The sequence below is a fragment of the Fulvimonas sp. R45 genome, assembly GCF_030504985.1.
Taxonomy (GTDB): domain Bacteria; phylum Pseudomonadota; class Gammaproteobacteria; order Xanthomonadales; family Rhodanobacteraceae; genus Rhodanobacter_A.
Genome location: NZ_JASERU010000005.1, coordinates 173,284 through 197,335, shown reverse-complemented (window position 1 = coordinate 197,335; position 24,052 = coordinate 173,284). Strand labels below are relative to the sequence as shown.

The window sequence follows — 24,052 nt, the reverse complement described above, 5'->3', positions numbered from 1 at the left end:
CCCTGGCTTCTCGCGTCCCCGTCACGGCGATGTTAAGCGCGACTTAATGCAACGACTCTGGAATGTCGACAGAGACCTGCGTAGGGTCGATGCGCGAGCGCGGCGTCACGGTTTCGCCGTGGAAGTGGAACTGGAGCTGCCATTGGGCCGCGCTCGCACCCAACCCGCAACGGAGACCTCGATATGAAAGGTTCAGTCAGGGCAGGGCTGTTGGCTGTGGCTTTGTTGGCATTGTCGGCATGCGGCAAGAGCGGCGACATGGCTTCTTCCCCCGGGGCCCCCGGCCAGGCGGCGAGCACGCAGGCTCCGGCCATGCCGGCGCCGGCCACGACTCCGCAACCCGCGGCCACCAGCGCCGCGCCCGCGCAGACGCCGGCGCCGGCAACGACCGCCGGCGGCGCGCAGTAGGAACGCCTCGACGCCTGGAGCGCCCATGCAGGCCAGGGACGGCCTGTACGGCAGAAGGCCGGTGGCGGAGCGAGGCAGGGCCGGCCGGCCCTGCGATTCAACGGCCGGGGTGGTACACGCGCTCGGTGTGCCCCTCGAGCTGGTCGGGCCAGAAATACACCGTGCGCAGGTTGCCGCTGGCGTAGCGCCCGGCCTCATCGGCGAAATGCCGCGAACCGGGATCGCCGCTTTCGCCGCCGGCGGTGACGGCGCGTGCGCTTACCCGCGGGCCGAACTCCACCGCCGCCAGGAAACTGTTGCCACTGCTGCCGTAGTACTTCTTCGTGCCGGGCCAGCGGTGCGCGCCGAACGAGGCCAGCGACCCCCAGCGCGAGGACACGAACGGCACCGGGATGCTGGGCTTGGCGTCGTCGAAGTGCGGCTTGATCGCGTCGTCGAGGCGCTGGAAGCGGTTGATCTCGCCCCAGGCCACGCCCCAGCTGCCGAAGTCCCGCACCAGGCGGTCCACGGCTTCCTCCAGCGCATGCAGGCGTTCCTGCGCGCCGCCGTCGCGCGCCATGTAGTCGTAGGGCGGGACGCCGGCGGCCTTCGCCTTCGCGTAGCTCTCGTCCCACAGCGTGTCGCCCCAGAACACCGCCAGCGAGGTGGGCATGGAGGCGATGCCCCAGCGATCGTCCCAATGCCGCAGCAGCTCGACCGGGCCGGCCAGCTTCGCCTTCAGCGGATCGCCGGCGGGCAGGGCGTCGTAGTCCCTGGCCAGGATCGGGACGAGCTTGGCGAACTCGGGCAGGTAGGAGTCGAAGGCGTCGGTGATCAGCTTCGGCACGGTGAAGCCACTGGCGCCGGTGAGCAGGCCGGTGGCGTGGATGCCGCGCGGGTTCTCGCCGAAGCTGTCCATGTAGCGCGGGAAGTCGGCCGGCTTCGGGCTGTACTTGCCGGCGGCGGAATACGGCCAGTCGTTGGTGTTCATCACCCAGCCGTTGGGCGGGTTCACCGCCTGCGGCAGCTCGTTCAATGGGGTGAGGCCATGCCAGTCGGTGGCCGGGTCGCTGCCGTCCACGGGCCGGGTGTAGTCGAAGCGGTTGTCGCGCCTGGGCACGAACTGCGGCATCAGGAAGGCGATCTCGCCCTTGTCGTCGGCGAACAGCGTGTTGTTGGAGGAATTGGCCTTGAGCTCGGCCACCTTCATGTAGCTGGCGTAGTCGTGCGCCTTGGTGCGCAGCCAGCTCTGCTCCAGCGCGGCGACGGGCTTGTCCATCAGCGCCTCGGCGATCCATTGGCCGCCCTCGCTTTTCACGATGGGGCCGTGATGGGTGAAATACGCGGTGAAGTGGCGCGTCTTCGACGTGCCGTCGGCGGCGCGATAGCGCACGGCGATCTCACGCGCGGTCACCGGCCGCAGCGCCTTGCCGTAGCGGTAGTACGGCTTGCCGTCCTTGCGCACGATGGTCTCGGCGAACTCGTCCACCGCGTCGAGGCCGGTGGAGGTGTGCATCCAGCCGATGTGCTTGTTGAAGCCCTGGTAGACGAAGAACTGGCCCCAGGTCACCGCGCCGTAGGCGTCCAGTCCCGCGTCGCTGGACATCTGCAGCTCGGAGCGGAAGTAGAACGAGGTGTGCGGGTTGATCCAGAGCAGAGCATGGCCGTCGGTGGTGAGTTTCGGCGCAATGGCGATGCCGTTGGAGCCGGTGGGTTCGGCCCAACTGGGCGGGTTGACCGCGGCCAGCGCGGGATGCGCGTCGCCGTAGAACGCGGCGAGGTCCTTCAGCGACACGCGCTCGATGTCGCCGCCGATGCTGCCCTCGGAGAAGGACAGCGCCATCCACGGCTCGAAGTGCGCGATCACCTTCGGATGCACGTCCGGATGCGTGGCGAGGTACCAGTTCAGGCCGTCGGCCCAGGCGTCCATCAGCTGGCGCAGCCAGCCGGGACTCTGCGCGTAGAGCTTCTTCAGCTTTGCCGGGTCGACCCACAGCTGCTGGCGCAGGTCCTGCCAGATCGCGGATTCGCCTTCGGCCTGCGCCGTCCAGCCCAGCGCGGTGAGGTAGTTCGTTTCCACGCGGTTGAAGTCGTCCTCGGCCTGGGCGTAGGCCATGCCGAACACCGCGTCGGCGTCGGTGTGGCCGTGCACGTGGGCGATGCCCCAGTCGTCGCGGGTGATGGTGACGGCCTGCGCCTCGTGCTGCAGGCGCGCGCGGTCGGACGTGGCGGCCTGGGCGGTGGCCGCGAGGCAGGCCAGCAGGGCGGCCAGCGGCCGCAGGCGGATGCGGGGGACGGGACGTCGGTTCGCGTGCATCGGTTCGATTCCCCTGGGCAGGCGGGGCGTCCGGGCCGCCGCGCACCGTCGGTGTGGCGTGGAAAGGGCACCTTAGCAGGCGCCGGTGCGGCCGGTGCAGGTCATGTGCCTTTGGTCATGCCGCGCGTGTCGATTGTTGCGCCGCCCGTTCGTCGGACTGACGGATGCCATGCCGGCATCGTTCACCCCTACGCGAGGACACGCTCATGCACGTCAATCCCTACCTGTTCCTGGAAGGCCGCTGCGAGGAAGCGGTCGGGTTCTATCGCAAGGCGATCGGCGCCGAGGTGCAGATGCTGTTGCGCTATGGCGATGGCCCCGAAGGTGGCGAGTGCCCCGACGGCAGCCGGCCGCCGGCGGACAAGGTGATGCACGCGTCGCTGCAGATCGGCCAGACCCAGCTGATGCTTTCGGACGGTTTCTGCCGCGGCCAGCCGCAGTTCCAGGGTTTCGCCGTGTCGTTGACCGTGGACGACGACGCCTCGGCAAGGCGCTGCTTCGACGCCCTGGCCGACGGCGGCCAGGTGCAGCAGCCGCTGAGCGCGACCTTCTTCTCCAGCAGCTTCGGCATGCTGGTGGACCGCTTCGGCGTGCACTGGCTGGTGGTGACGTCGGCCCAGCCGGCGGGCTGATGCGGCGCGCCCGGCCGGCATCGCCGGACCGGCCGGGCGGTCAGCTGGCGGATGGCGCCGGGGCGGGGCCCGCGCCGGCGCCGTGCAGCGCGCGCACCGGCACCGCGAGCTTCACCTGCATGTCGTCCAGCAGGTCCATCAGGCCGAAGTTGATCCGCTGCTGGATGTCGCGATAGGTGGCAAAGCCGGGGTCGAGCACGTAGTACACGAACTCGAAGTCCAGCGAGCAGTCGCCGAAGCCGGTCATGTGGCCGCGATCGAAGCGCACCGTGTCCATGCCCTCGATCAGGTGGCGGACCTCGCCGACGAGGCGCTCGGCCCTGGCGCGCGGCGTGTCGATGGCCACGCGCAGGCCGAACGCGATGCGCCGCTCGCGCATGCGGCTGTAGTTGTGCACCCGTTCCTTCAGCAGAGTGGAGTTGGAGATCGACAGTTCCTCGCCGCCCAGCGACTGGATGCGCGTGCTCTTGATGCCGACCCGCTTCACCGTGCCCGAGTCGTCGCCGAAGGCGATCGATTCGCCGACCTCGAAGGGCTTGTCCAGGCCGATGCTGATCGAGGCGAACAGGTCGCCCAGCACGGTCTGCGCGGCCAGCGCCACCGCGACGCCGCCCACGCCCAGGCTGGCGATGAAGGCGTTGACGTTGACCCCGGCGTTGGCCAGCACGGCCAGCACCACCACCACCCAGACCACCAGCTGCGCGGACCAGCTCAGGATGCCGAACATCACCGAGTTGCGCGGCGTGCCGTCGGGCGCCGCGCGACCCAGCCAGGCCACGATCAGCCGGGTCAGCCAGAACGCCAGCTGCAGCCCGGCCAGCAGGTAGATCAGCTGGCCCAGGTGGCCATGGGCCGACGGCGGCAGGTTCAGGTAGCGGCCGGCGATGGCGATCGCCAGCAGCAGCAACAGCCACCCGCGCGTGGCGCGGGCCACGACGGCGGCGATCCCGGCGGTGCCGCCGGGCCGGCGTTGTGCCAGCGCTTCCAGCCGCGCTCCGATGATGGCCACGGCGGCGTGCGCCAGCAGGTAGCCGAGCAGCGCGCCCAGCGCGGCGGCCATCCAGGCGACAGTGGGGTTGTCCAGCCATTGGGTGTGGAACAGCCAGTGGTTCATCGTTCTCGTCGAGTCCTTGCCGGCAAGGCGGTCAGGCGCCCGCGGGCCGGTCCTGGCGACCCGGCTGGAACACGCGCTGCATCACGAAGTCCGAGGTCACTTCCTCGCCGCACATCAGCATCGCCGCCAGTTCGCCGCCGAGGATCTGCGGCGCGATCACCACGTCCGGCTGCACCAGCTTGATGCGGCCGAGGTGGCGCGCGTCGTTCACCGCGGCCACGGTGCGCGCGCCGCCGCCCAGCTCGCGCGCGGCCAGCACCACGAAGGCGTTCTCGGAGTCGTCGTCCAGCATCGCCAGCACGGCGTTGGCCTTGTCCGCGCCGGCCTGGCGCAGCACGTCGACGCTGCCGGGATCGCCCACCACCACGTCGGTGGTCTCCGCCACGTCGCCGTCGGGCGCCTGGCGCAGCACCCGCGTCACCGGCTGGCCGCGGCCGGCCAGCTCGCGCCAGGTGTTGATGGCGAGGGGCGAATTGCCGATCACCACGAAATGGTTTTCGCGTTTCATGCGGTTGGCCTTGCGGTTGACGATGCGTTGCAGGCTGCGGCTCACCATCGGCGCGATCACCGCGGTCAGCGAGGTGGCGAACACCGCCACCCCGAGCACGATCACCGAGACGGTGAACAGCTTCGCCTCCGTGGTCTGCGGCGTGATGTCGCCGTAGCCCACCGTGCTCATGGTGACCATGGCGTAGTACAGCGCGGTGACCAGGTCGGTGATCTGCGGCTTGAAGTCCGCGCCCAGGTAGTAGCTGCCGAAGGTGGCGTACAGCAGCAGCATCGCCACCGAGGTCAGCGCGAACAGCGTGCTGGCGGCCACGCTGCTGCGGTCGAACTGCCGCCACGCGGCCAGCAGCGCCGCCAGCACCAGCACGAAGTAGGCCAGCAACACGTGGCCGTGGTGCGCGTGCGCGTCGAGCAGCAGGCTGGCCGCGCCGAGCACCTCCAGCAGCAGCGCCATCGTCCAGGCCAGCCGCGAGCGCAGCAGCAGGCCCAGCGCCATGGTCAGCATGCCGCCGCCGATCAGCAGCGGCGGCAGCAGGCGCGGTTGCAGCTGGGTGGAGCCGACCATCAGCAGCTGCGCGTAGCGGCTCCAGCCCACGCCCAGCTCGGCGCGCAGCAGCCACAGGCCGCCCAGGCCGAGCAGCAGCGCCAGCGGCACGTGCGGAAACCAGTGCGGGCCGCGCGCCGCGTGGTGCAGGCGTTGCAGCTGGAGGCGCAGGCGGCGGGTCGGTGCGAGATTCATCGTGGAACGCGGGACTCCCTGTCCGCCACGACGGCGGACCCGGGCGGGGCTCCACCTTAGCAAGCCGGGCGGCGCAGGCCAACGCCGCCCCGCCGGCACGGCTCAACGCAGCCGCACGTCCACCACCGTCGGCGCCGGCTGGTACAGCGCCGGGAACAGCCGCTTCAGCCGCGCGAGCTTCGGCGTGTCGTTGATCGCGATGTAGAGGTTGTCCGGATGCCGGAGCGCGAAGTCCTGGTGGTAGGCCTCGGCGGGATAGAACGCGCGCAGCGGTTCCAGGCGGGTGACGATGGGCGCGTCGAACGCCTTCGCCGCACCGAGCTGGGCGATGTAGGCGGCGGCGATCCGTTGCTGTTGCGGATTCGCGTAGAAGATCTCCGAACGGTACTGCGTGCCGCTGTCCGGCCCCTGCCGGTCCAGCTGGGTCGGGTCGTGGGCCACGGCGAAGTAGATCCTCAGCAACTGGCCGTAGCTGACCATCGAGGGGTCGAACTGCAGCTTCACCGACTCGGCGTGGCCGGTGTCGCCCTCGCTGACGTCCTCGTAGTGCGCGGTGGCGGCGCTGCCGCCGCTGTAGCCTGCCCACACGTGGCGCACGCCACGCACGTGCTCGAACACCAGCTGCATGCCCCAGAAGCAGCCGCCGGCGAGCACGGCGGTCCGGTCGCCGTGGGGCGTGGTCGCCGGTGCGTCGAGGGTGGGGGCGGGCAGCGGGTGGTCGGCGGCCGTGGCGCTGCATGCGGCGAGGCCGGCCAGCAGCAGGACGCCGAGGCCGGCGAGGATGCGGAGCGGGCGGGGCATGGCGGTTCTCCGTGCGGTTCGGGTACCGGTTCTTCGTCGCGGTGGCGCGCCGGGTTACGTCGGGTCGTGCGTGGCCGCGCCGCGACCCCGGTGCTATCGTGCGGACCCGCCCTCATCTCCGCCGAACATGGACTCCGCCATCGACCTGGCCGCCTACCTGCGCCGCATCGGCTACCGCGAAACGCCGGCCGTCGACGCGCGGACCCTGCACGGGCTGGCCGTGGCTCACGCCGGGGCGATCGCCTTCGAGAACCTCGACCCGCTGCGTGGCGTGCCGGTGGGGCTTTCGCCCGGATCGCTGGAACGCAAGCTGGTGCGGGGTGGGCGCGGCGGCTACTGCTTCGAACAGAACCTGCTGTTCGCCGCCGCGCTGCGCGCCATCGGTTTCGAGGTGCACGGGCTTATAGCGCGCGTGCTGTGGAACAGGCCCGAGGACGCGGTCACCGCCCAGACCCACATGCTGCTGCGGGTGGAACTGGACGGCGCCAGTTGGCTGGCCGACGTGGGCTTCGGCAGCATGACCCTGGCCGGCGCGCTGCGTTTGCGCCCGGACGAGGCGCAGCCCACCGCGCTGGAACCGTTCCGGCTGCTGGAGCGGAGCGGCGAGTGGCGCATGCAGGTCTGCGTGCGCGGCGACTGGTTCACCCTGTACCGCTTCGACCTGCAACCGCACCCGACGATCGACTACGAGGTGGCGAACCACTACGTGTCCAGCCACCCGGACTCGCATTTCGTCGACCATCTCACCGTGGCGCGCACCCTGCCGGACCGCCGGCTGACCCTGCGCGACCGCGAGTTCACCGTGCGCCGCGTGGACGCCGAGCCGGAGCGGCGCACGCTGCACGACACGGCGGAGATCCTCCGCGCGCTGCGCGAGGAATTCCTGCTGCAGGTACCCGACGACGCGGTGCTGGAACGCAAGCTCGCGGCGCTGCCGGGAGGCTGAGCCCGGCGCGCTACGCCGCGGGCGCGGCCACCACGCGGATCTCCGCGCCGTCGACGCGCACCACCTGGCCCGCGCGGATCTTGCAGGTCTTGCGCAGCTCGACCTGGCCGTCCACCGTCACCGCGCCGCTGGCCACCACGGCCTTGCCCGCGCCGCCGCTGCCGCACAGGCCGGCCAGCTTCAGCAACTGGTTCAGCTCGACGTGGCCGCGGTCGAGTTCGAAGGTGAGGCGTTGCGGTTTCATGCGGTCTCGTCGTCGGGCAGGGCAAGCAAGGCGAAGAACGGGCGGTCCTGTTCCATGGCGAAGGTGGCGGCGTCGTCCAGTATGCCGAGCAGTACCTCGAAGGCCGCCTCGTCGCCGTCGCGCAGGGCCGCGGCGTGGTCGAACAGCAGCGCGTGGCCCCAGGCGGGACGCCACGACGGGTCGCGCAGGCAGTCCGCCAGCGCGTCCCAGTTGTGGCCGAAGTCGGCCGGCAGCGGCAGCGCGTCGGCCATGCGGCGCAGCAGGGAAGCCTTGTCGCCGCAACCGGCGAGGTCGATGCGGCACACGCCCAGCGTCTCGGCCGCGGCGGCGGTCCCCATGGTGTCCAGGTCGGCCTCGTCCACGAAGTACACGCCGCTGTGGGCGGGGCGGGTGAGGTCGAGCGGGGCGTCGTGCGCGTTCATGGCTGCCAGGCGAAGCGGCGGAAACTGCGGTAGTGGTCGTCGGTGTAGTAGTAGACCACGGGCGGGGTGCCGCCGGTGATGATGCGCCGCGCGGCGCGGTTGCGCGCGCCCGGCGTCTCCACCGTGTACTCGTGGTAGTAGCCGCGCGGCTGCTTCGGCAGCAGGCCTTCGTAGTTGCCGAACACCACGCCGTCCTGCGCATGCGGGAACGGACCGCCACGGGCGATCAGCGCCAGCGTCCGGCGGGCCTCGGGCGGCAGGAAGGCGGGCAGGGCGGTGCCGTCCGCGGCCGTCGCGACGCTGGCCGCCGGCGGCGGTGTTTCCGGGGGCGTGGAGGCGTGCCGCTGCCACAGCAGTGCGGCGACGACGATCACGAGCACGAGCAGCGGTTTCCAGGAACGCATGCGGGGTGGCCGGCAACGGACAGGCGAACAGCTTAGCGGATGGCCCGGCATGCCGCGGCGCCGCATGGCGGGCGTGACTTCCAGCGCTGGCCCCGCCGCGGTTTTGCCGCGATAGTGGGAGGATTCACGTCCACCGGAGCCGACGATGTCCCAGCGCCCTCTTTCCCTGCGGCTGGCCGTATGCAGCGCACTGTTCGCCTTCGCCACGGCCGCGGCGGCCCAGGCCGTCCCGGCGCAGGGCGCGCCGGCCGGTACGTCGATGGCCACGCCGGCGGCCCTGCCGGCCCAGCTGCAGGACCTCGACGCCTACGTCGAGCGCACCCTGAAGACCTTCCAGGTGCCGGGCATCGCGGTGGCGATCGTGAAGGACGGCAAGGTGGTGCTGGAGCGCGGCTACGGCGTGCGCGAACTGGGCCAGCCGGCGAAGGTGGACGCGGACACGCTGTTCGCCATCGCCTCCAACACCAAGGCGTTCACCGCGGCGGCGCTGCAGATGCTGGCCGACGAGGGCAAGCTGGACATGGACGGCCGGGTAATCGACTACCTGCCGTGGTTCCGCATGTCCGACCCGTACGTGACGCACGAGATGCGCATCCGCGACCTGCTGGCGCACCGCAGCGGCCTCAGCCTGGGCGCCGGCGACCTGCTGTACTGGCCGCCGACCAGCTACACCACCGAGGACGTGGTGAAGCGCCTGGCCCACGTGCCGATCAAGAACAGCTTCCGCGGCCACTACGCCTACGACAACATCCTGTTCGCGGTGGCCACGCTGGTGATCGAGAAGGTCTCCGGCCAGAGCTACGCCGACTTCATCCGCCAGCACATCTTCAAGCCGGTCGGCATGGACGAGTCGCTGGTCGACTGCACCTACCTCAAGCCCGGCATGGACGCGGCCACCGGCCACGCGCCGTACGACTTCAAGGACGTCAAGCCGGTGCCGCCGATGGCCTGGCTCAACGACCCCGGCGCCGGCGGCATCTATGCCAGCGTGCACGATCTGGCCAAGTGGATGAACGTGCAGCTTGCCGGCGGTCAGTTGCCGGACGGCAAGCGGCTGTTCTCGGCGAAGAGCCACGAGGACATGTGGACCATGCTGACGCCGATCCCGCCCGGCAAGCCGCCGGTCCCCGAGATGAAGCCGCTGGTGCCCGATTTCTCCGGCTACGGCGAGGGCTGGTTCCTCAGCGACTACCAGGGCCGGAAGCTGGTCTGGCACACCGGCGGCTGGCCGGGCTTCGTCTCGCGCCTCACCCTGGTGCCCAAGTTGCACCTGGGCGTGGTGGTGCTGACCAACCAGCAGTCCGGTGCCGCGTTCAACGCCATCACCTACCGCGTGCTCGACGCCTACCTCGACCCGCAGCACAAGACCGACTGGGTGGCCGCCTACGACAAGGCGGTCAAGCTGTCCGAGAGCCATGCCGACGACAGCTGGGCCAAGCATGAAGCCGCGCGCGACAAGCACAGCAAACCGTCGCTGCCGCTGGCGCAGTACGCCGGTACCTACCGCGACCCGTGGTACGGCGACATCGTGGTCAGCGACGAGGGCGGCAAGCTGCGCCTGCGCTTCAGCCACACGAAGCAACTGGTCGGCACGATGACGCCGTGGCAGCACGACACCTTCATCGTGCGCTGGGACGACCGCTCGCTCAACGCCGACGCCTTCGTCAACTTCGCGCTGGACGACGACGGCCACGTGCGCGAGGTGCGCATGAAGCCGGTCTCGCCGCTCACCGATTTCAGCTTCGACTTCCAGGATTTGCGACTGGCGCCGGTGAAGGCCGGCGCAAGGAAGGGCTGAGCGAGCGTTTGCTTTTCCTTCTCCCTTCGGGAGAAGGTGCCCGAAGGGCGGATGAGGGTTCGGCGTCGCCGTGCATTGCGCGCTGGCCGAACCCTCACCCCAACCCCTCTCCCGCAGGGAGAGGGGCTCAAAGGCCAGACCAAAGGGGATCACCATGCGTTCAAACCGTCCCATCCTTGCTGCGCTGCTCGGCTGCGGCCTGCTGCTTTCCGGCACGACACTCGCGCGCGATACCGGACCCGCCGCGCCGGCGCACCGCTACTTCCACGTGCAACTCGGCGGCGCCGAAACGCAGCCGGTGTCCGGCCGCCTGCTGCTGTTCGCGCAGGACGCGAAGAGCGCCGAGGCGCAGGCCGCGGAGGACAAGGACGCCGGCGGCAAGGTGGATGAGGTGGATACCAGCCCGTTCTTCCCCACCCGCACCGCGGTGGCCGCGCGCGAGGTGGGCCGGCTGGTGCCGGGCCAGGTGGTCGACATCGACACCGACCACCTGGCGTTCCCCCAGGGCTGGTCGCAGTTGCCGCCGGGCGACTACTACGTGCAGGCCGTGCTCGACGTGAACCACGACTACAACTACGGCGGCCGTGGCGCGGGCGACCTGGTCAGCCCGGTGGTGAAGGTTCACCTGCCCACCGCGGAGATCCCCGGCCTCAGCCTGGACCGGACCCTGCCGGCGCGCGATCCGTGGCAGCTCGGCCACCGGGCCACGCCGGCGATGCAGGCCGCCTTGCCGGCGGCGCGCGCGCACGCGCGCGACATCGACTTCACCAGCCCGGCGCTCACCGCGTTCTGGGGCCGGCCGGTCCATATGCGCGGCCGCGTGCTGCTGCCGCCGGACTACGACGCGAAGGCGAAGGCCACGTACCCCGTCGTGTATTACACGCAGGGCTTCGGCGGCAACAATGACCGCGTGATCGGCAGCTTGGTGAACGTGTACGCGGCGATGGCCAAGGGCGAGATGCCGCCGATGATCTGGGTGTTCCTGGACGAGTCCAGCCCCACCGGCACGCATGAATTCGCCGACTCGGTGAACAACGGGCCGTGGGGCATGGCGCTCACCACCGAGCTGATCCCGCAGCTTGAAAAAACCTACCGCATGGACGCGAAGCCCAGCGGCCGTTTCCTGCAGGGCCATTCCTCGGGCGGCTGGGCCACGCTGTGGCTGCAGACGCGCTACCCGGAGATCTTCGGCGGCACCTGGTCCACCTCGCCCGACCCCAGCGACTTCCACGACTTCACCGGCGTGGACCTGTACGCGCCGCACGCCAACGTCTACCGCAGGCCCGACGGCACGCCGTATCCGCTGGTGCGCGACAAGGGCAAGGTGCTGGCCACCTTCCAGCAGTTCGCGCAGCTGGAGCGCGTGTTCGGCCCCTACGGCGGGCAGTTGGCCTCGTTCGAGTGGGTGTTCTCGCCCAGGGGCAAGGATGGTCGCCCCGAGCCGATGTTCGATCGCGACACCGGCGACGTCGATCCGGCGGTGGTGGACTACTGGCGCGACCACTACGACATCGCCTACCGCCTGCAGCACCACTGGCCCGAGTTGAAGCCGTACCTCGACGGCAAGATCCACCTCTACGTGGGCACCGCCGACACCTTCTACCTGGACGGCGCCGCGCACCGGCTGAAGGCGGTGCTGGATGGCCTGCACGCGAAGTCCGACATCCGCTTCATCCCGGACCGCACGCACTTCGACCTGTACCGCATCGGCGAGGACCGCAATGGGTTGTTGAAGCAGATCAGCTGGGCGATGTACGCCGTGGCGCGTCCGCATTCGAAGCTCAAGCCCGTGGGCGCGGCGAGCCCCTGAGCGTAGGCGCCGGCCGACTCGACGGCGGCGCTTCTTTTCTCCATAGTTTTCGTCGCGGGCACTCGCACAAGGCGATGCCCGCGACGGCGTGACGGAGCGTCACGGCCTTGCGTCCACCGCACGGAGCGGGGCGGCGCATCGCGGCCCGTCACGATGACAAGGAAACCATGGAGGAGAACGTCGCAATGAAATCACTCGGTTTGATCACCGTCCTGTCCGCCGCTCTGCTGGCGGCTCCCCTGGCCTGCGCGCAGCAGGCCGATGCGCCGGCCGCGGCCCCGGCCAGCCAGGCTGGCGTCCGGCACGCGAAGAAACATTCGATGGATTGGACGAAGCCGGCCGCCGAGGCGGCGCCCGGCGGCGGCCCGGGCAAGGTCTGGGTCAACGCCGGCAGCAAGGTCTACCACTGCGTCGGCGACAAGTGGTACGGCCGCACCAAGCACGGCAAGTACCTGGACGAGGACGCCGCCAAGGCCAAGGGCTTCCATGGCCCGCACGGCAAGGGTTGCACGTCCTGAAACGCCGGCGAGTGGATCCCTCTCTCCTCCGGGGAGAGGGTGCCGGCAAGGCAGGAGAGGGTGTCCGGAGCGTGGTGCTTCGGCATCGCCAGGCCCTCCCCAACCACTCTCCCGCAAGCGGGAGAGTGGTTTTGCGGGTACGGCGCGGCATGGCTGGAGTAAACGCCAGCTAGTGAATCCCTCTCCCCTTTGGGGAGAGGGTGCCGGCAGGCCGGAGAGGGGTGTCCGGAGCGTGCTGCTTCGGCGTCGCCGGGCCCTCTCCCCAACCCCTCTCCCGCAAGCGGGAGAGGGGCTTCATCCGGGCAGCACGGGCCCGGGTGCCGGATCACTGAAATCCTGCGGTGCCCGGTCCTGGGTGAGGCGGAACACGCCCTCGTGCACCTTGCGCGGCAGGATCACGTCGAGCACGGTGGTCTGGTGCGGGCCGAGCATGGCGAACAGGTCGTCCCCGGGCACGTTGCTGGCCAGCGCGTGGTGCACCAGGCCGGCGAGGTCGGCCGGCTTCACGATGGCGCCGTAGGGGCGGTGGCTGGGCACCGCCGGGCGCAGCGTGTTGCGCGTGTTGCGCGGGTCGGGCACGCGGGCGTCGCCGGCGAGCAGGCTGAAGTCGAGGAACAGGGTGACGGTGGCCGGATCGCGCGAATTGCGCTGGTGGTCCTGCATGAAACCCTGCGGCATTTGGTCCGGGCTGGCCTCGGGCCCGGCGGTGAACACGCAGCCGGCGTCGGCGAGCGGATGGCCGGCCTCGTCGCCCAGCCGCACGATCACCATGCTGCGCGGATCGTGGATGTGCACGCGCGGGGCGAACGGGCCGGCGGGTTCCAGTTCCACCTTGGCGGCGTCGCGGGCGGCGTTTTCCTGGTCGAAGGCGTCGCACAGCGCGGCGTAGTCGCCGGTGGCGCGCACGCGCAGGCAGCGCAGGATCGCGTCGATGGTGGCCGGCGCGGCGCTGGCGAGGATGCCGTGCGCGGTGCCCGAGTGCGAGGCATCCGGGATCAGCTTGAACGCGCAGCGCGGACCCTGCTGCAGGGTGAGCGAGAGCAGGTCGGTATCGCCGTCGTGCGCTCCGTCCTGCACGGCCAGCACGGCATGGCGCGCGTTGAGGTTGGCGGCGGCGATGCGCACCACGCCATCGGAGCCGTCCTCGCCGGTGTAGCTGACGAGGTGGTCGTAGAAGTGGCGGTCGGGGCGGTCGCCGGTGAGCACGAACAGGAACTGCCCGGCGACGGACGGATCGGCGCCGTGGATGAAGTCCAGGTTCAGCGACAGCGATTCGGGGCTGCCGAGTTCCAGCCAGTCGAGGATGCGCCTGCCGGGTTCCACGCCATCCAGCCACGACTTCAGCTTGCCGAGGTTGCCCTTGCCGACCTGCGCCAGCGCCGAGCCGAAGTTCGCCGGCGCCAGCATCACCAGGTGGGTGAGCCGGATGGTGCTGCAGCGGCCGGGCCGCTCGCGCTGCGCGCGCAGCCATTCGCGCACCACCGGGCCGCCGGTGGAATGGGTGACGCAGGCGAAGTCGGGCCCTTCGAGGTGCAGGTCGCGCAGGGCATGGTCGAAGGCGCGCACCAGGTCGTCCATGCCCACCACGTCGTCGAAGCTCACGTATTCGGACAGCCAGACGTCGGCCAGCGTCAGCGGCATGCCCGCGGCCGCGGCGGCCTGCTGCAGGCGCTGCGGCATCTGGCCGTAGGTGTCGGTGTTGGTGACGCTCCAGCCGTGGACGAAGACGAGGGTGGTCATGGACGGCTCCTCCGAGGATGCCGTCCATGATGGCGGATGCGTGCCGCGCCGGGTACCGGCGCCGCGCTACTGCGCCGCCAGCTGCGCGTCGGCGGGATCGTTGCCGCCGGCGCGGCTGACCAGGCGCAGCGGCTGGCCCCACGGCGCGAGGAAGGTGACCACGACCTCCGTGGTGCCCGGTCCCACGTCCACCCGCGTCGGCGCGCCGATGACGCGCACGTGGTTCGCGCGCAGCCATGCGGCGGCGGCGCGGGCATCGTCGGTGACCAGGGCTCCCGCGGCTTGCGAGCCGGAATCTCCGCGCCGCAGGGCGACGATGGTGCCGTTGCCGCAATCGAGCAGCGCGGCCTGCCGCGTGTCCGGGTCATCCAGCGGCGCGCAGTGCAGCACGTCGTGGAAGAACCGCACGGCGCGGGGCAGGTCGGGCACCTGCAGGTCGATGTAGCCGCCGTCGGCCGGCGATGCGGGACGCGCGGGCAGGGCCGGCGCGAGCAGCAGGAGCGCCAGCAGGGCCGGCAGGAAGAAGATGCGGGTGGCGATGGACATGTTCACGGTGGGGATTCCGCGGGGACGACGACCAGATGGAGGCGCGGCCGCTGCATGCCAATGCGGTTTTCGTCACCACAGCGTTTCCCGGCGGGACGCAATCGCCGCGGATGGCCGGCTGGGGTAGGCTGGACATCCCCTGCCTGACCCGGTGCGACGATGGTCCTTTCCGTGCTGCTCGTGTTGTTGCTGCTGGCCCTGCTGGCGGCGTGGCGCCGCTGGCGGCGCACTGCCTGGAGCCTGGCCGCCGTGACCATCCTGCTGTTCCTGCTGGCCGCCTGCGGCCCGCTGCCGCGCTGGCTGCTGGCCGGCCTGCAGCGGCCGTACGCGGTGGCGCCGCCGCAGGCCTGGGCCGCGCGCAACGCCATCGTGCTGCTGGGCGCGGGCACCGAGGTGGCCTACGGCAGCACGCAGCCGTCCCTGCTGGCCTGGGGGCGCATCGCGAAGGCCGCCGCGCTGTACCGCGGCTGCAAGGCCGCCGGCCGCGAATGCCTGCTGCTGGTCAGCGGCGGCGACAGCCAGGGGCACCATGCCAGCGAGGCGGCGGTGTACGGCGGCGTCCTGCGCCGGCTGGGCGTGCCGGCCGCCGACCTGCAGCTGGAAGCGCGCAGCCGCAACACCTGGCAGAACGCGCAGTTCAGCCGGCCGCTGCTCGAAGCCTGGGCGCCGCGGCGGGTGGTGCTGGTCAGTTCCGGCGCGCACCTGCGGCGCAGCCTGCTGTACTTCGCCCACTTCGGCATCCTCGCGGTGCCGGCGGACGGCGGCGACGTGTCGCCGCTGATGTCGTGGTGGCCGCAGAGCTGGAACCTCGCGCTGACCGACCTGGCCCTGCACGAGTACACCGGCATCGCGCGCTACCACGAATACAACGCGATGGGCTGGAACGCGCCGCCGCTGCCGCCGCTGGTGCCGTCGGAGCCCGGCTCGCTGTAGGAGCGCGGGTGCGGCTCAGCCTTCGCGCATCACCATCAGGCGGATCTCGGTCATGTCCTCGATCGCGTAGCGGACGCCTTCGCGGCCGAAGCCGGACAGCTTGACGCCGCCGTAGGGCATGTTGTCCACCCGGAAGCTGGGGATGTCGTTGACGATCACGCCGCCTTGCTCCAGTTCGTTCCAGGCGCGCATGGCGTGGCCGAGGCTGTCGGTGAAGATGCCGGCCTGCAGGCCATAGTCCGAGTCGTTGACCATCGCGATGGCGTCGTCGATGGTGTCGAACGGCGCGAGCAGGGCGAACGGGCCGAACGCCTCCAGCCGGTTGGCCTTCGCGTCGGCGGGCACGTTTTCCATCAGCGTGGCCTCCAGCATGTTGCCCGTGCGCCTGCCGCCGCACAGGATCTTCCCGCCGGCGCGCTTCGCCTCGAGGATCCAGCCGTGCAGGCGCTCGGCGGCGGCCTCGTCGATCATCGGGCCGAGGAACACGCCCTTGTCCTTCGGGTCGCCGGCCTTGAGCTTCTTCGTGGCGGCGACGAGCTTCTTCTTCAGCGCGTCGTAGACGCCGGCGTGCGCGTAGATGCGCTGCACGCCGATGCAGCTCTGGCCGGACTGGTAGAACGCGCCAAACACCAGCCGCTCCACCACGCGGTCGAGCCGCGGCCCCTGGTCCGCGTCGACGATGCATGCCGCGTTGCCGCCCAGCTCCAGCACCACCTTCTTGCGACCGGCGCGTGCCTTCAGCTCCCAGCCGACCTGGCCGCCGGTGAAGGAGAGCAGCTTGAAGCGCTCGTCCTCGACCAGCGGCGCGGCGTGCCTGCCGTCCAGCGTGAGGATGGAGAACGCGCCTTTCGGCAGGTCGGTCTCGGCCAGCACCTCGCCGATGATCAATGCGCCGACCGGCGTCTTCTCCGAGGGCTTCAGCACGAACGGGCAACCCGCCGCGATCGCCGGCGCTACCTTGTGCGCCACCAGGTTCAGCGGGAAGTTGAACGGCGTGATGAAGGACACCGGCCCCAGCGGCACGCGCCTGGTGTAGCCGTGGTAGCCGTCCAGGCGCGCGGCCAGCTCCAGGTTGATCGTCTCGCCGTCGATGCGCACCGACTCCTCGGCGGCGATGCGGAAGGTCTCGATCAGCCGCGTCACCTCGCCGGCGGCGTCCCTGATCGGCTTGCCGGCCTCGATGCACAGCGCCTCGGCCAGTTCGTCGCGGCGCTCGCTGAAGCGGGCCACGCAATGTTGCAGCACCGCCTGCCGCGCCCACGGCCTGAACGCGCGCATCGGCGCGGCGGCCTCCACCGCGGCGGCGATGGCCTTCTCGGTCGCCTTCGCATCCGGCACCGCCACCCGCGTGGCCACCTTGCCGCTGTACTTGTCGCGTACCTCCAGCGTCTCCTTCGAGCTTTGCGGGCGGTTGGCGAGGTAGTAGGGGTAGGTCTTGTCGAGCATGGTTCTCTCCGGCGAAGGCGCGCAGGTCATCGCACCGAGCATGCGATCCGGCCCGTTCAATCGCCGTGAGCTGTGGTCGATGCGCGGGCCTTCGCTTCGATGACGCGGCGACGGGCATTTGGCGAAGGCCGTCACAGTTTTCCATGGATTCACGCGCTTTGCGCGCGGGCGTGATAGACCATGGCCCGGCTTGGTGCAGACAGGGGTGCCGGCGTGCGTTCCGTGGGCGCGCGCGGGCCGGCATGGACCGAGCGGACCCCGCCCTCGCGCGCGGCGCGTGCCGCGCTTTGTCCTGGAGAACCTCATGCCCGTACAGCTGCAGATCTCGCAACAGGATCTCGACCGACTGACCCTGGATTGCATCGGCGCCGCCGACATCGACGACGACAAGGTGGTCGACAAGGTGACCATGACCTATCCGAACAAGTGCTTCACCACCACCACCGTGCACACCTCCGGCACCTGCTGAGCCCATGCCTGGCGACGCCGCAGGCTGCCCACGGGCAGCTTGCGGCACCCGGCCGGCTGCCGGCTTGCCGGCGGCGGCCACCGATACGGAGAACGCCCATGCCCACGTCCCTGGAACTGTCCGCCGAAACCCTCGACCGGCTGGTCGAGCAGGCCATCGGCAGCGTCGACCTCGGCAGTGACCGGCTGATCGACCCGCCCGGCGCGATGGCGACCGCCAACACCTGCTACCGCTCCTGCGGCCACACCCTCTGCCTTTGCGTCGCGTGATGCCGCGGCCGGCCAAGCGGGCCACCGACGGGTGGCCCGCTTCGTTTCCGCGCCCCGACGCGAACGGCACGGCATCCAGCGCGACGGACGATGCCGCCATCGATCCCGCGCTCCGGCCACTGTTGCGCTGGGCCGAACCGCTGCTCGCCCCGGCCCGCGAACGCAGCCTGCGGGCTTGGGCCGGCGCGGCGCGCCGGCATCCCGGATGGTTCGACGGCGAGCAGCTGGCAGCCAGCGTGCGGGCCGCCTTCGCCGCACCGGCGCTGGCCTGGAGCGCGCGGGCGCTGCTGCTGGAACTGGCGATCGCGCGGCACCAGGGCTCGCTCGAGGGCGATACGCCGGAGCAGCGCTTCGCGTTCTTCCTGGACTGGATCGACGGCCCGGCCGGCCGTGCGGTACTGGAGGCGCGCTACCCGCTGCTGCAGGCGGATATCGTCGGCCAGTCGGAACGCACCGAGCGTTTCCTGGCCAGCTTTCTGCATCGCGTGGAGCAGGATTTCCCGGCGCTGCCCGGTCTCTTCGACGGGGCGCGCGAACCCGGCCGCCTGCGCCGCTTCGCGATGGGGCAGGGCGACCGCCACGACCACGGCGGCAGCGTGGTCGAACTGGGTTTCGAGCAGGGCCGGGCGCTGTACAAGCCGCGCTCGCTGGCGATGGACGTGGCCTACGCGCACTGGCTCGCCCGCATCGCCGAGCTCGGCGTCGAACCGGACCAGCGCGCCACCGGCAGCCTGGACCGCGGCGGGCACGGCTACGCCGGCTGGATCGAACACGCGCCGCTGGCCGACGCCGCGGCAGCGCCGCGCTATTTCCGGCGCTACGGCGGCGTGATCGCGATCGCCTACCTGCTCAACTGCACCGACCTGCACCTGGAGAACCTCGTCGCCTGCGGCGAATACCCGGTACTGGTCGACCTGGAGACGGTGTGCCAGCCGTGGATCGGCCAGCGCAGCGCGCGCGAGCGCGAGGGCATGGCGTACGCGCCTTCGGTGCTGGTTTCCGGCCTGCTGCCCGGACAGCTGAGCCACCTCGATGCCTGGGACGTCAGCGCGCTGGCCTGGGCCGAGCATCGCTACCAAGTACGCCGCGCCGTCGGCGCCGGCACCGACGGACTGAAGCTGGCGCCGACCGAGGCCGCCTCGAAACCGAAGGCCAACCTGCCGCATCTCGGCGACGGCCGGCGCGTCGCCGCGCACGACCACGTCGAGGCCATCGTCGAAGGCTTCGAGGCCACCTACCGCGGCCTGCGCCGGCTCAAGCCGGAGCTGCGCGGCGAGCGCGGCCTGCTGGCGCCGTTCGCCCGGCTGGAGACGCGCATCGTGCTGCGTTCGACGCAGATCTACGCGCGCCTGATCGACGCGATGGCGCACCCGCAGTACCTGCGTTCGGCCGGGGAGCGCGAGGCGGTGCTGGCCAAGCTCGACCTCGGCAGCCGGCAATGGCCGCTGCTGGAACGCGTGCAGGCCGCCGAGCGCGCGGCGCTGTCGCGCGGCGACGTACCGCGCTTCCTGGCGCGCGTGGACGACGTCGATGCGCGCGACGTCGACGGCCACGTCGCGGCGAAGCTGTGCGAGCGTTCCGGCTGGGACGAGGTGCAGCGCCGCCTGCGCGTGCTGTCCCCGCGCGACCTGCGGCGCCAGCGCCATGCGCTGGTGCAGTCGCTGGAATGCGACCGCCTGGCGGCGATCGCCGGCGGACGGGTGATCGAGCGTTCGCGCCCGGTCCCGGCCATGCGCCCCTGGCGTGGCGGCGATTTCCTCGACACCGCCACGAGGCTGGGCGACGACCTGCTGGCGCTGGCCTTTCGCGACCGCCGCGGCCTGGTCTTCTTCCACCCCGAATACCGCGACAAGGAACACGCTTCGGTGTCGGTGATGGGGCCGTCGCTGTACGAAGGCCTGCCGGGCGTGCTGCTGCTGTTCGCCGAGCTGGGCCGGCTCGGCGGGCAGCGGCGTTTCGCCGATGCCGTCGAGGCGGGCCTGGCCACCTGCCGCCGCCAGTTGCGCGACGATCCCGGGGCGCTCCCCTCGATCGGCGCCTACGACGGCCTGGCCGGCTGGCTCTATGTGCTGCTGGCGCTCGGCGTGCGCGGCCGGCGCGAAGCGCTGGTCGACGAGGCGCTGGGCTGGGTGCCGCAACTCGCCGCGCGCATCGGGGCCGACGAGCACCTGGACCTGGTCGGCGGCGCGGCCGGCTGCCTGCTGGTGCTGCTGGAACTGCTGCGCCACCGGCCGGACGACGGGGCGATGGAGGCGGCCCGCGACTGCGCGCGCCGCCTCGCCGACACCGCGCAGCGCGACGGCGACGCCGCCTGCTGGACCGTGCCGGCCTCGCAGGGGCGTGCATTGGGCGGCTTCGCACACGGCAGCGCGGGGATCGGCGCCGCGCTGGCGCGCTACGGGCACCTGGCCGGCGACGCGGAGGCCGTCGCGCTGGCGCGCGCGGCGCTGCGGCACGAACGCCTGGCCTTCGCCCGGCGCGGCCGGCGCTGGTACGACCGTTACGCGGAGCCGGACGGCCGCGAGGACGTGCATTCCTGGTGCCACGGCGCGCCAGGCGTCGGGCTGGCGCGGCTGCTCTGGCCGGACGCGCTGCGCGACGCGGCGTGGCGCGAGGAGATGGCCGCGTGCGTGGCAGCGGTGCGCGAGCGCGGCATCGCCGGCGAGCCGTCGCACGCCCTTTGCCACGGCCGCCTGGGCAACCTTGAGCTGCTGCTCGAATACGGCGTGTGCCAGGGCGACGCGCAGGCGATCGCGGACGCCCGCCGGCTCGGACGGCAGGCGCTGGAGGACGGCCGCAAGGGCTGGATCGGCGGCGTGCCGTCCGCGGCGCAGGAACCGCTGGGCCTGATGGTGGGCATGGCCGGCATCGCCTACGGCTGCCTGCGGCTGGCCGACCCGGCGCGGGTGCCGTCGGTGCTCGGCCTGTCGGTGGGGGCACCGTCGCCGGCGTGAGTGGCGCGTGGCTCAGTCGGTGTCGGCGTGCAGCCGGCGCTCGCCGTCGGCGAGCCGCGCGCGCACGGCCGAACCTGGCGCGATCTCACCGGCCGAGCGCAGCACCTTGCCCTCGGCGTCGAACAGGATGGCGTAGCCGCGTTCCAGCGTGGCGAGCGGGCTGACCGCGTGCAGGGCGCGGGCGGCCTGGCGCAAGGTGAGGCGTTCGCGTTCCAGCCGCCGCTCCACGCACTGGTGCAGCCGCCGGGCCTGCTCGTCGAGGCGGCGTCGCAGCAGTTGCAGGCGTTGTCGCGGGTGCTGGGCGAGCAGGCGGGCATGGGCCTTGTCGAGCCGCGAGCGGCGCTGCTGCTGGCGCTCGCGCATCGCGCCGAGCAGGCGGCGGCGAAGATGGGCCAGCCGCTCGCGGTCGCGCGCCAGTCGCGCCTGCGGCCGTTGCGCCTGCAGTCGGGCGAGCAGGTGGTCGACGCGCTGGCCGAGGCCCTGCAGCCGGCGCTGCTGCAGCACGACCAGGCGCTGCCGCAGCTGGCGCAGGTGGCGGCCCAGCGCCTCGGCGTCCGGCACCAGCAGCTCGGCGGCGGCGGACGGGGTGGGCGCGCGCAGGTCGGCGACGAAGTCGGCGATGCTGAAATCCACTTCGTGGCCCACGGCGCTGACCACCGGCACCGCGCTGGCATGCACCGCGCGCGCCACGGCCTCGTCGTTGAAGGCCCACAGGTCCTCCAGCGAACCGCCGCCGCGGGTCAGCAGCAACGCGTCATAGCGGCCGCTGGCGGAGGCCTTCCGCAGCATGGCCACGATGGCGGGCGGTGCCTCGCGACCCTGCACGGGCACCGGCAGCACCTCCACCTCGGCCAGCGGCCAGCGGCGCGCCAGCACGCTCAGCACGTCGCGCACCGCCGCGCCGGTGGCGGAGGTGATCACGCCGATGCGCCGCGCGTAGCGGGGCAGGGCGCGCTTGCGCCCGGGGTCGAACAGGCCTTCGGCGTCGAGCTGCGCCTTGAGGCGCTCGAACTCGCGCTGCAGCGCGCCTTCGCCCGCCGGCTCCATGTGTTCGGCGACCAGCTGGAACTCGCCGCGCGGTTCGTACAACCCCACCCGGGCGCGCAGCAGCACCTGCATGCCGTCGACCGGGCGGAACCTCAGCCAGCCGCTCTTGGGCCGGAACATCGCGCAGCGCACCTGCGCGGCGCTGTCCTTCAGGGTGAAGTAGAGATGGCCGGAAGCCGGCCGCGAGACGTTGGACAGCTCGCCCTCGATCCACACCAGCGGCAGGGCGTCTTCCAGCAGCCCGCGCACCAGCCCGTTGAGCGTGCTGGGGGTGAGGATGTGGCGCGGCGGGGCCGGTTGGTCGTCGGGCGAGCGCATGGACGTCGGAGACTAGCATGGATCGCTTGGTGGACAGCGGCTTGCGGCTGCCTCTGCAAGCTTTTTCTCATCCACGGACTCGGCCGTGGGAGGGCCCGAAGCGGGATTCCTGCACGACCGGCCCGTGGTTGAAATCGCTGAAGCGGATCCAGCGCGGACGCATTCACGGCACGTGTCCCCGGGAAAGGATCAGTCCGGCTCGTCCGCGGCCGGGCTGCGCTGGCGCCGGTATTGCCGCCAGGCACGCACGCCCAGGTTGAGCGCGAGCCACGCCACGAGCACCGCCAGCGGCCAGGCGACGATCGCGGGCCACAGCAGGGCGACCACGGCGATCGCAGCCAGCAGCCCGACGCTGGCCGCCAGCGGCGTGGTGGAGGTGTCGCCGAGCACGCGGCGGTCGGCGATGACGGCACCGACCGAATTGGCCAGCCGCAGCGCACCGGCAGCGGCGCGGCCGGAACTGCCGCCGCCGCGGTGCGGGCGGGCGGGACGCTGCCCGCTGCTGCTGCGCACCTTCTCGCCGCGGTGCCGGCGCCGCGGCGACAGCACGATCTCGGTGGCGTTCTCCAGATCGCGTTCGTACTGCGCCGCGAGCTGGCCGGCGAAGCCGGCGTCTTCCACCGCCACGTCGATCTCGCGGTTGCCCAGCCAGCTGGCCAGGTTGAGGTTGGACGAACCCACCCGCGCCCACTGGCCGTCGGCCACGGCGGTCTTGGCGTGCAGCATCGAGCCGTTCCATTCGAACACGCGCACGCCGGCCTTCAGCAGCGGCCGGTAGCCGGAGCGCGACAGGCCGGCCACCACCGGGATGTCGCTGCTGCCGGGCACCAGCAGGCGCACGTCCACGCCGTCGCGCGCGGCCGAGGCCAGCGCCTGCACGTAGGGCGCCACGCCCACGAAGTAGGCGTCGGTGAGCCACAGCGTCCGGCGCGCCATCGCAGCGACCAACTGGTCGAGCCGGTACATGCCGGCGGTGGCGGGCTGGGTGGCGATCAGCCGCAACGCGACGTCGCCGGCCGGCACCGGCGAAGCGGCCGCCGGCACACCTTCCGGCAGTGGCGCGCCGATCAGCCGCCAGCTATCGGCGAAGGCCGCGGCCAGCTCGGCCACCACCGGGCCGCGCAGCGCCACGCCGGTGTCGCGCCAGGGCGGCACGCCGCGCCGCGGGTCGCCCAGCCATTTCGCGCTGATGCACACGCCGGAGAGGAAACCGCGCTCGCCGTCCACCACCAGGGTCTTGCGATGGTCGCGGCTGATCCATCCGAAGGACAGCCCCAGCCGCGGCGGGTTGTACACGCGCACCTCGCCGCCGGCCTCGCGCAGCGGGCGCCAGAACGCGGCGCCCGACTGGCCGAGGCAGCCCATCCAGTCGGCCACCACGGCGACGAACACGCCGGCGCGGGCGCGTTCGGCCAGCGCATCGCGGAAGGTGCGTCCCACCGCGTCGTCGCGGATGATGTAGTTCTCCAGCAGCACGCTGCGCCGGGCGCCGCGGATGGCCGCGAGCCAGGCCGCGTAGTGCGCCTCGGCGTCGATCAGCAGCTCCGCGGCGTTGCCGCCCAGCAGCGGTGCACCGGCCGCGCGGCTGAGCGCCTGTTCGGCCAGCAGGCGATAGGGCGAGGACGCGGTGAGCGGCGAGGGCGGCATGACGGCAGTGTAGGACATGGCCGCCGGCGCCCATGTGCAGGCAT

21 protein-coding genes are annotated in these 24,052 nt (G+C 71.6%); 9 read left to right on the top strand and 12 right to left on the bottom strand.

Annotated features, from left to right (window positions below):
- Positions 1-505: 505 nt before the first annotated feature.
- A complete protein-coding gene (locus tag QMK61_RS06800; RefSeq protein WP_302071375.1) occupies positions 506-2,704 on the bottom strand; it encodes a penicillin acylase family protein in 2,199 nt (732 codons plus the stop codon).
- A 206-nt stretch (positions 2,705-2,910) separates the two neighbouring features.
- Between QMK61_RS06800 and QMK61_RS06795 the strand changes: the two genes are divergently transcribed.
- Positions 2,911-3,336 carry a VOC family protein gene (locus QMK61_RS06795; RefSeq protein WP_302071374.1) on the top strand — a complete coding sequence of 142 codons (426 nt, stop codon included), beginning with the start codon at positions 2,911-2,913 and terminating at the stop codon, positions 3,334-3,336.
- A 40-nt stretch (positions 3,337-3,376) separates the two neighbouring features.
- On the opposite strand, the gene QMK61_RS06790 is transcribed toward QMK61_RS06795, so the two are convergent.
- From QMK61_RS06790 to msrA, 3 genes are all read right to left on the bottom strand, one after another.
- Positions 3,377-4,450 (bottom strand): mechanosensitive ion channel family protein, encoded by a 1,074-nt coding sequence (locus tag QMK61_RS06790; RefSeq protein ID WP_302071372.1) that lies wholly within the window; start codon positions 4,448-4,450, stop codon positions 3,377-3,379.
- 31 nt (positions 4,451-4,481) lie between these two features.
- Complete coding sequence (gene kch, locus QMK61_RS06785) at positions 4,482-5,696, bottom strand: voltage-gated potassium channel protein (RefSeq protein ID WP_302071371.1); 1,215 nt, start codon at positions 5,694-5,696, stop codon at positions 4,482-4,484.
- 102 nt (positions 5,697-5,798) lie between these two features.
- Positions 5,799-6,497 (bottom strand): peptide-methionine (S)-S-oxide reductase MsrA, encoded by a 699-nt coding sequence (gene msrA, locus QMK61_RS06780; protein WP_302071370.1) that lies wholly within the window; start codon positions 6,495-6,497, stop codon positions 5,799-5,801.
- A gap of 127 nt (positions 6,498-6,624) precedes the next feature.
- Between msrA and QMK61_RS06775 the strand changes: the two genes are divergently transcribed.
- Positions 6,625-7,443 (top strand): arylamine N-acetyltransferase, encoded by an 819-nt coding sequence (locus tag QMK61_RS06775; protein WP_302071369.1) that lies wholly within the window; start codon positions 6,625-6,627, stop codon positions 7,441-7,443.
- 10 nt (positions 7,444-7,453) lie between these two features.
- Here the strand turns inward: QMK61_RS06775 and QMK61_RS06770 are convergent, their stop codons facing one another.
- Genes QMK61_RS06770 through QMK61_RS06760 form a run of 3 tightly spaced genes read right to left on the bottom strand, consistent with a single transcriptional unit; the run spans position 7,454 to position 8,513 of the window.
- Positions 7,454-7,687 (bottom strand): RNA-binding S4 domain-containing protein, encoded by a 234-nt coding sequence (locus tag QMK61_RS06770; protein WP_302071368.1) that lies wholly within the window; start codon positions 7,685-7,687, stop codon positions 7,454-7,456.
- Positions 7,684-8,109, bottom strand: a complete 426-nt coding sequence (locus QMK61_RS06765) for a barstar family protein (RefSeq protein ID WP_302071367.1) — start codon at positions 8,107-8,109, stop codon at positions 7,684-7,686. The genes QMK61_RS06770 and QMK61_RS06765 overlap by 4 nt, the downstream gene beginning before the upstream one ends.
- Positions 8,106-8,513 (bottom strand): ribonuclease, encoded by a 408-nt coding sequence (locus tag QMK61_RS06760; RefSeq protein WP_302071366.1) that lies wholly within the window; start codon positions 8,511-8,513, stop codon positions 8,106-8,108. Before QMK61_RS06760 ends, QMK61_RS06765 begins: the two co-directional genes overlap by 4 nt.
- A 145-nt stretch (positions 8,514-8,658) precedes the next feature.
- Here QMK61_RS06760 and QMK61_RS06755 point away from each other — a divergent pair, with 145 nt between their 5' ends.
- From QMK61_RS06755 to QMK61_RS06745, 3 genes are all read left to right on the top strand, one after another.
- Positions 8,659-10,311: a serine hydrolase gene (locus tag QMK61_RS06755; RefSeq protein ID WP_302071365.1), complete on the top strand. Its 1,653-nt coding sequence runs from the start codon at positions 8,659-8,661 to the stop codon at positions 10,309-10,311.
- Positions 10,312-10,465: 154 nt separating this feature from the next.
- A complete protein-coding gene (locus QMK61_RS06750) occupies positions 10,466-12,121 on the top strand; it encodes an alpha/beta hydrolase-fold protein (protein ID WP_302071364.1) in 1,656 nt (551 codons plus the stop codon).
- 185 nt (positions 12,122-12,306) lie between these two features.
- Positions 12,307-12,639 carry a hypothetical protein gene (locus QMK61_RS06745; RefSeq protein WP_302071363.1) on the top strand — a complete coding sequence of 111 codons (333 nt, stop codon included), beginning with the start codon at positions 12,307-12,309 and terminating at the stop codon, positions 12,637-12,639.
- 294 nt (positions 12,640-12,933) lie between these two features.
- On the opposite strand, the gene QMK61_RS06740 is transcribed toward QMK61_RS06745, so the two are convergent.
- The gene (locus tag QMK61_RS06740) at positions 12,934-14,379 is read right to left on the bottom strand and encodes a phospholipase (protein ID WP_302071362.1); all 1,446 of its coding nucleotides are present in this window, start codon (positions 14,377-14,379) and stop codon (positions 12,934-12,936) included.
- A gap of 66 nt (positions 14,380-14,445) precedes the next feature.
- On the bottom strand, positions 14,446-14,925 hold the full coding sequence (locus tag QMK61_RS06735) for a VOC family protein (RefSeq protein WP_345783622.1): 480 nt from the start codon (positions 14,923-14,925) through the stop codon (positions 14,446-14,448).
- Positions 14,926-15,084: 159 nt separating this feature from the next.
- On the opposite strand from QMK61_RS06735, the gene QMK61_RS06730 reads away from it, so the two are divergent.
- Positions 15,085-15,858: a YdcF family protein gene (locus QMK61_RS06730; RefSeq protein ID WP_302071360.1), complete on the top strand. Its 774-nt coding sequence runs from the start codon at positions 15,085-15,087 to the stop codon at positions 15,856-15,858.
- 15 nt (positions 15,859-15,873) lie between these two features.
- Here QMK61_RS06730 and QMK61_RS06725 read toward each other — a convergent pair whose 3' ends face one another.
- On the bottom strand, positions 15,874-17,304 hold the full coding sequence (locus tag QMK61_RS06725) for an aldehyde dehydrogenase family protein (RefSeq protein WP_302071358.1): 1,431 nt from the start codon (positions 17,302-17,304) through the stop codon (positions 15,874-15,876).
- 304 nt (positions 17,305-17,608) lie between these two features.
- Between QMK61_RS06725 and QMK61_RS06720 the strand changes: the two genes are divergently transcribed.
- The 3 genes from QMK61_RS06720 (at position 17,609) to QMK61_RS06710 (ending at position 20,996) form a co-directional block, all read left to right on the top strand.
- A complete protein-coding gene (locus QMK61_RS06720; protein ID WP_302071357.1) occupies positions 17,609-17,773 on the top strand; it encodes a hypothetical protein in 165 nt (54 codons plus the stop codon).
- 98 nt (positions 17,774-17,871) lie between these two features.
- A complete protein-coding gene (locus tag QMK61_RS06715; protein ID WP_302071356.1) occupies positions 17,872-18,042 on the top strand; it encodes a hypothetical protein in 171 nt (56 codons plus the stop codon).
- Positions 18,042-20,996, top strand: a complete 2,955-nt coding sequence (locus QMK61_RS06710; protein ID WP_302071355.1) for a type 2 lanthipeptide synthetase LanM family protein — start codon at positions 18,042-18,044, stop codon at positions 20,994-20,996. Before QMK61_RS06715 ends, QMK61_RS06710 begins: the two co-directional genes overlap by 1 nt.
- A 12-nt stretch (positions 20,997-21,008) precedes the next feature.
- Here QMK61_RS06710 and xseA read toward each other — a convergent pair whose 3' ends face one another.
- Both xseA and QMK61_RS06700 read right to left on the bottom strand, forming a co-directional pair.
- Positions 21,009-22,361, bottom strand: a complete 1,353-nt coding sequence (gene xseA, locus QMK61_RS06705; protein ID WP_302071354.1) for an exodeoxyribonuclease VII large subunit — start codon at positions 22,359-22,361, stop codon at positions 21,009-21,011.
- A gap of 189 nt (positions 22,362-22,550) precedes the next feature.
- Complete coding sequence (locus tag QMK61_RS06700; RefSeq protein ID WP_302071462.1) at positions 22,551-24,008, bottom strand: phospholipase D-like domain-containing protein; 1,458 nt, start codon at positions 24,006-24,008, stop codon at positions 22,551-22,553.
- Positions 24,009-24,052 lie beyond the last annotated feature (44 nt).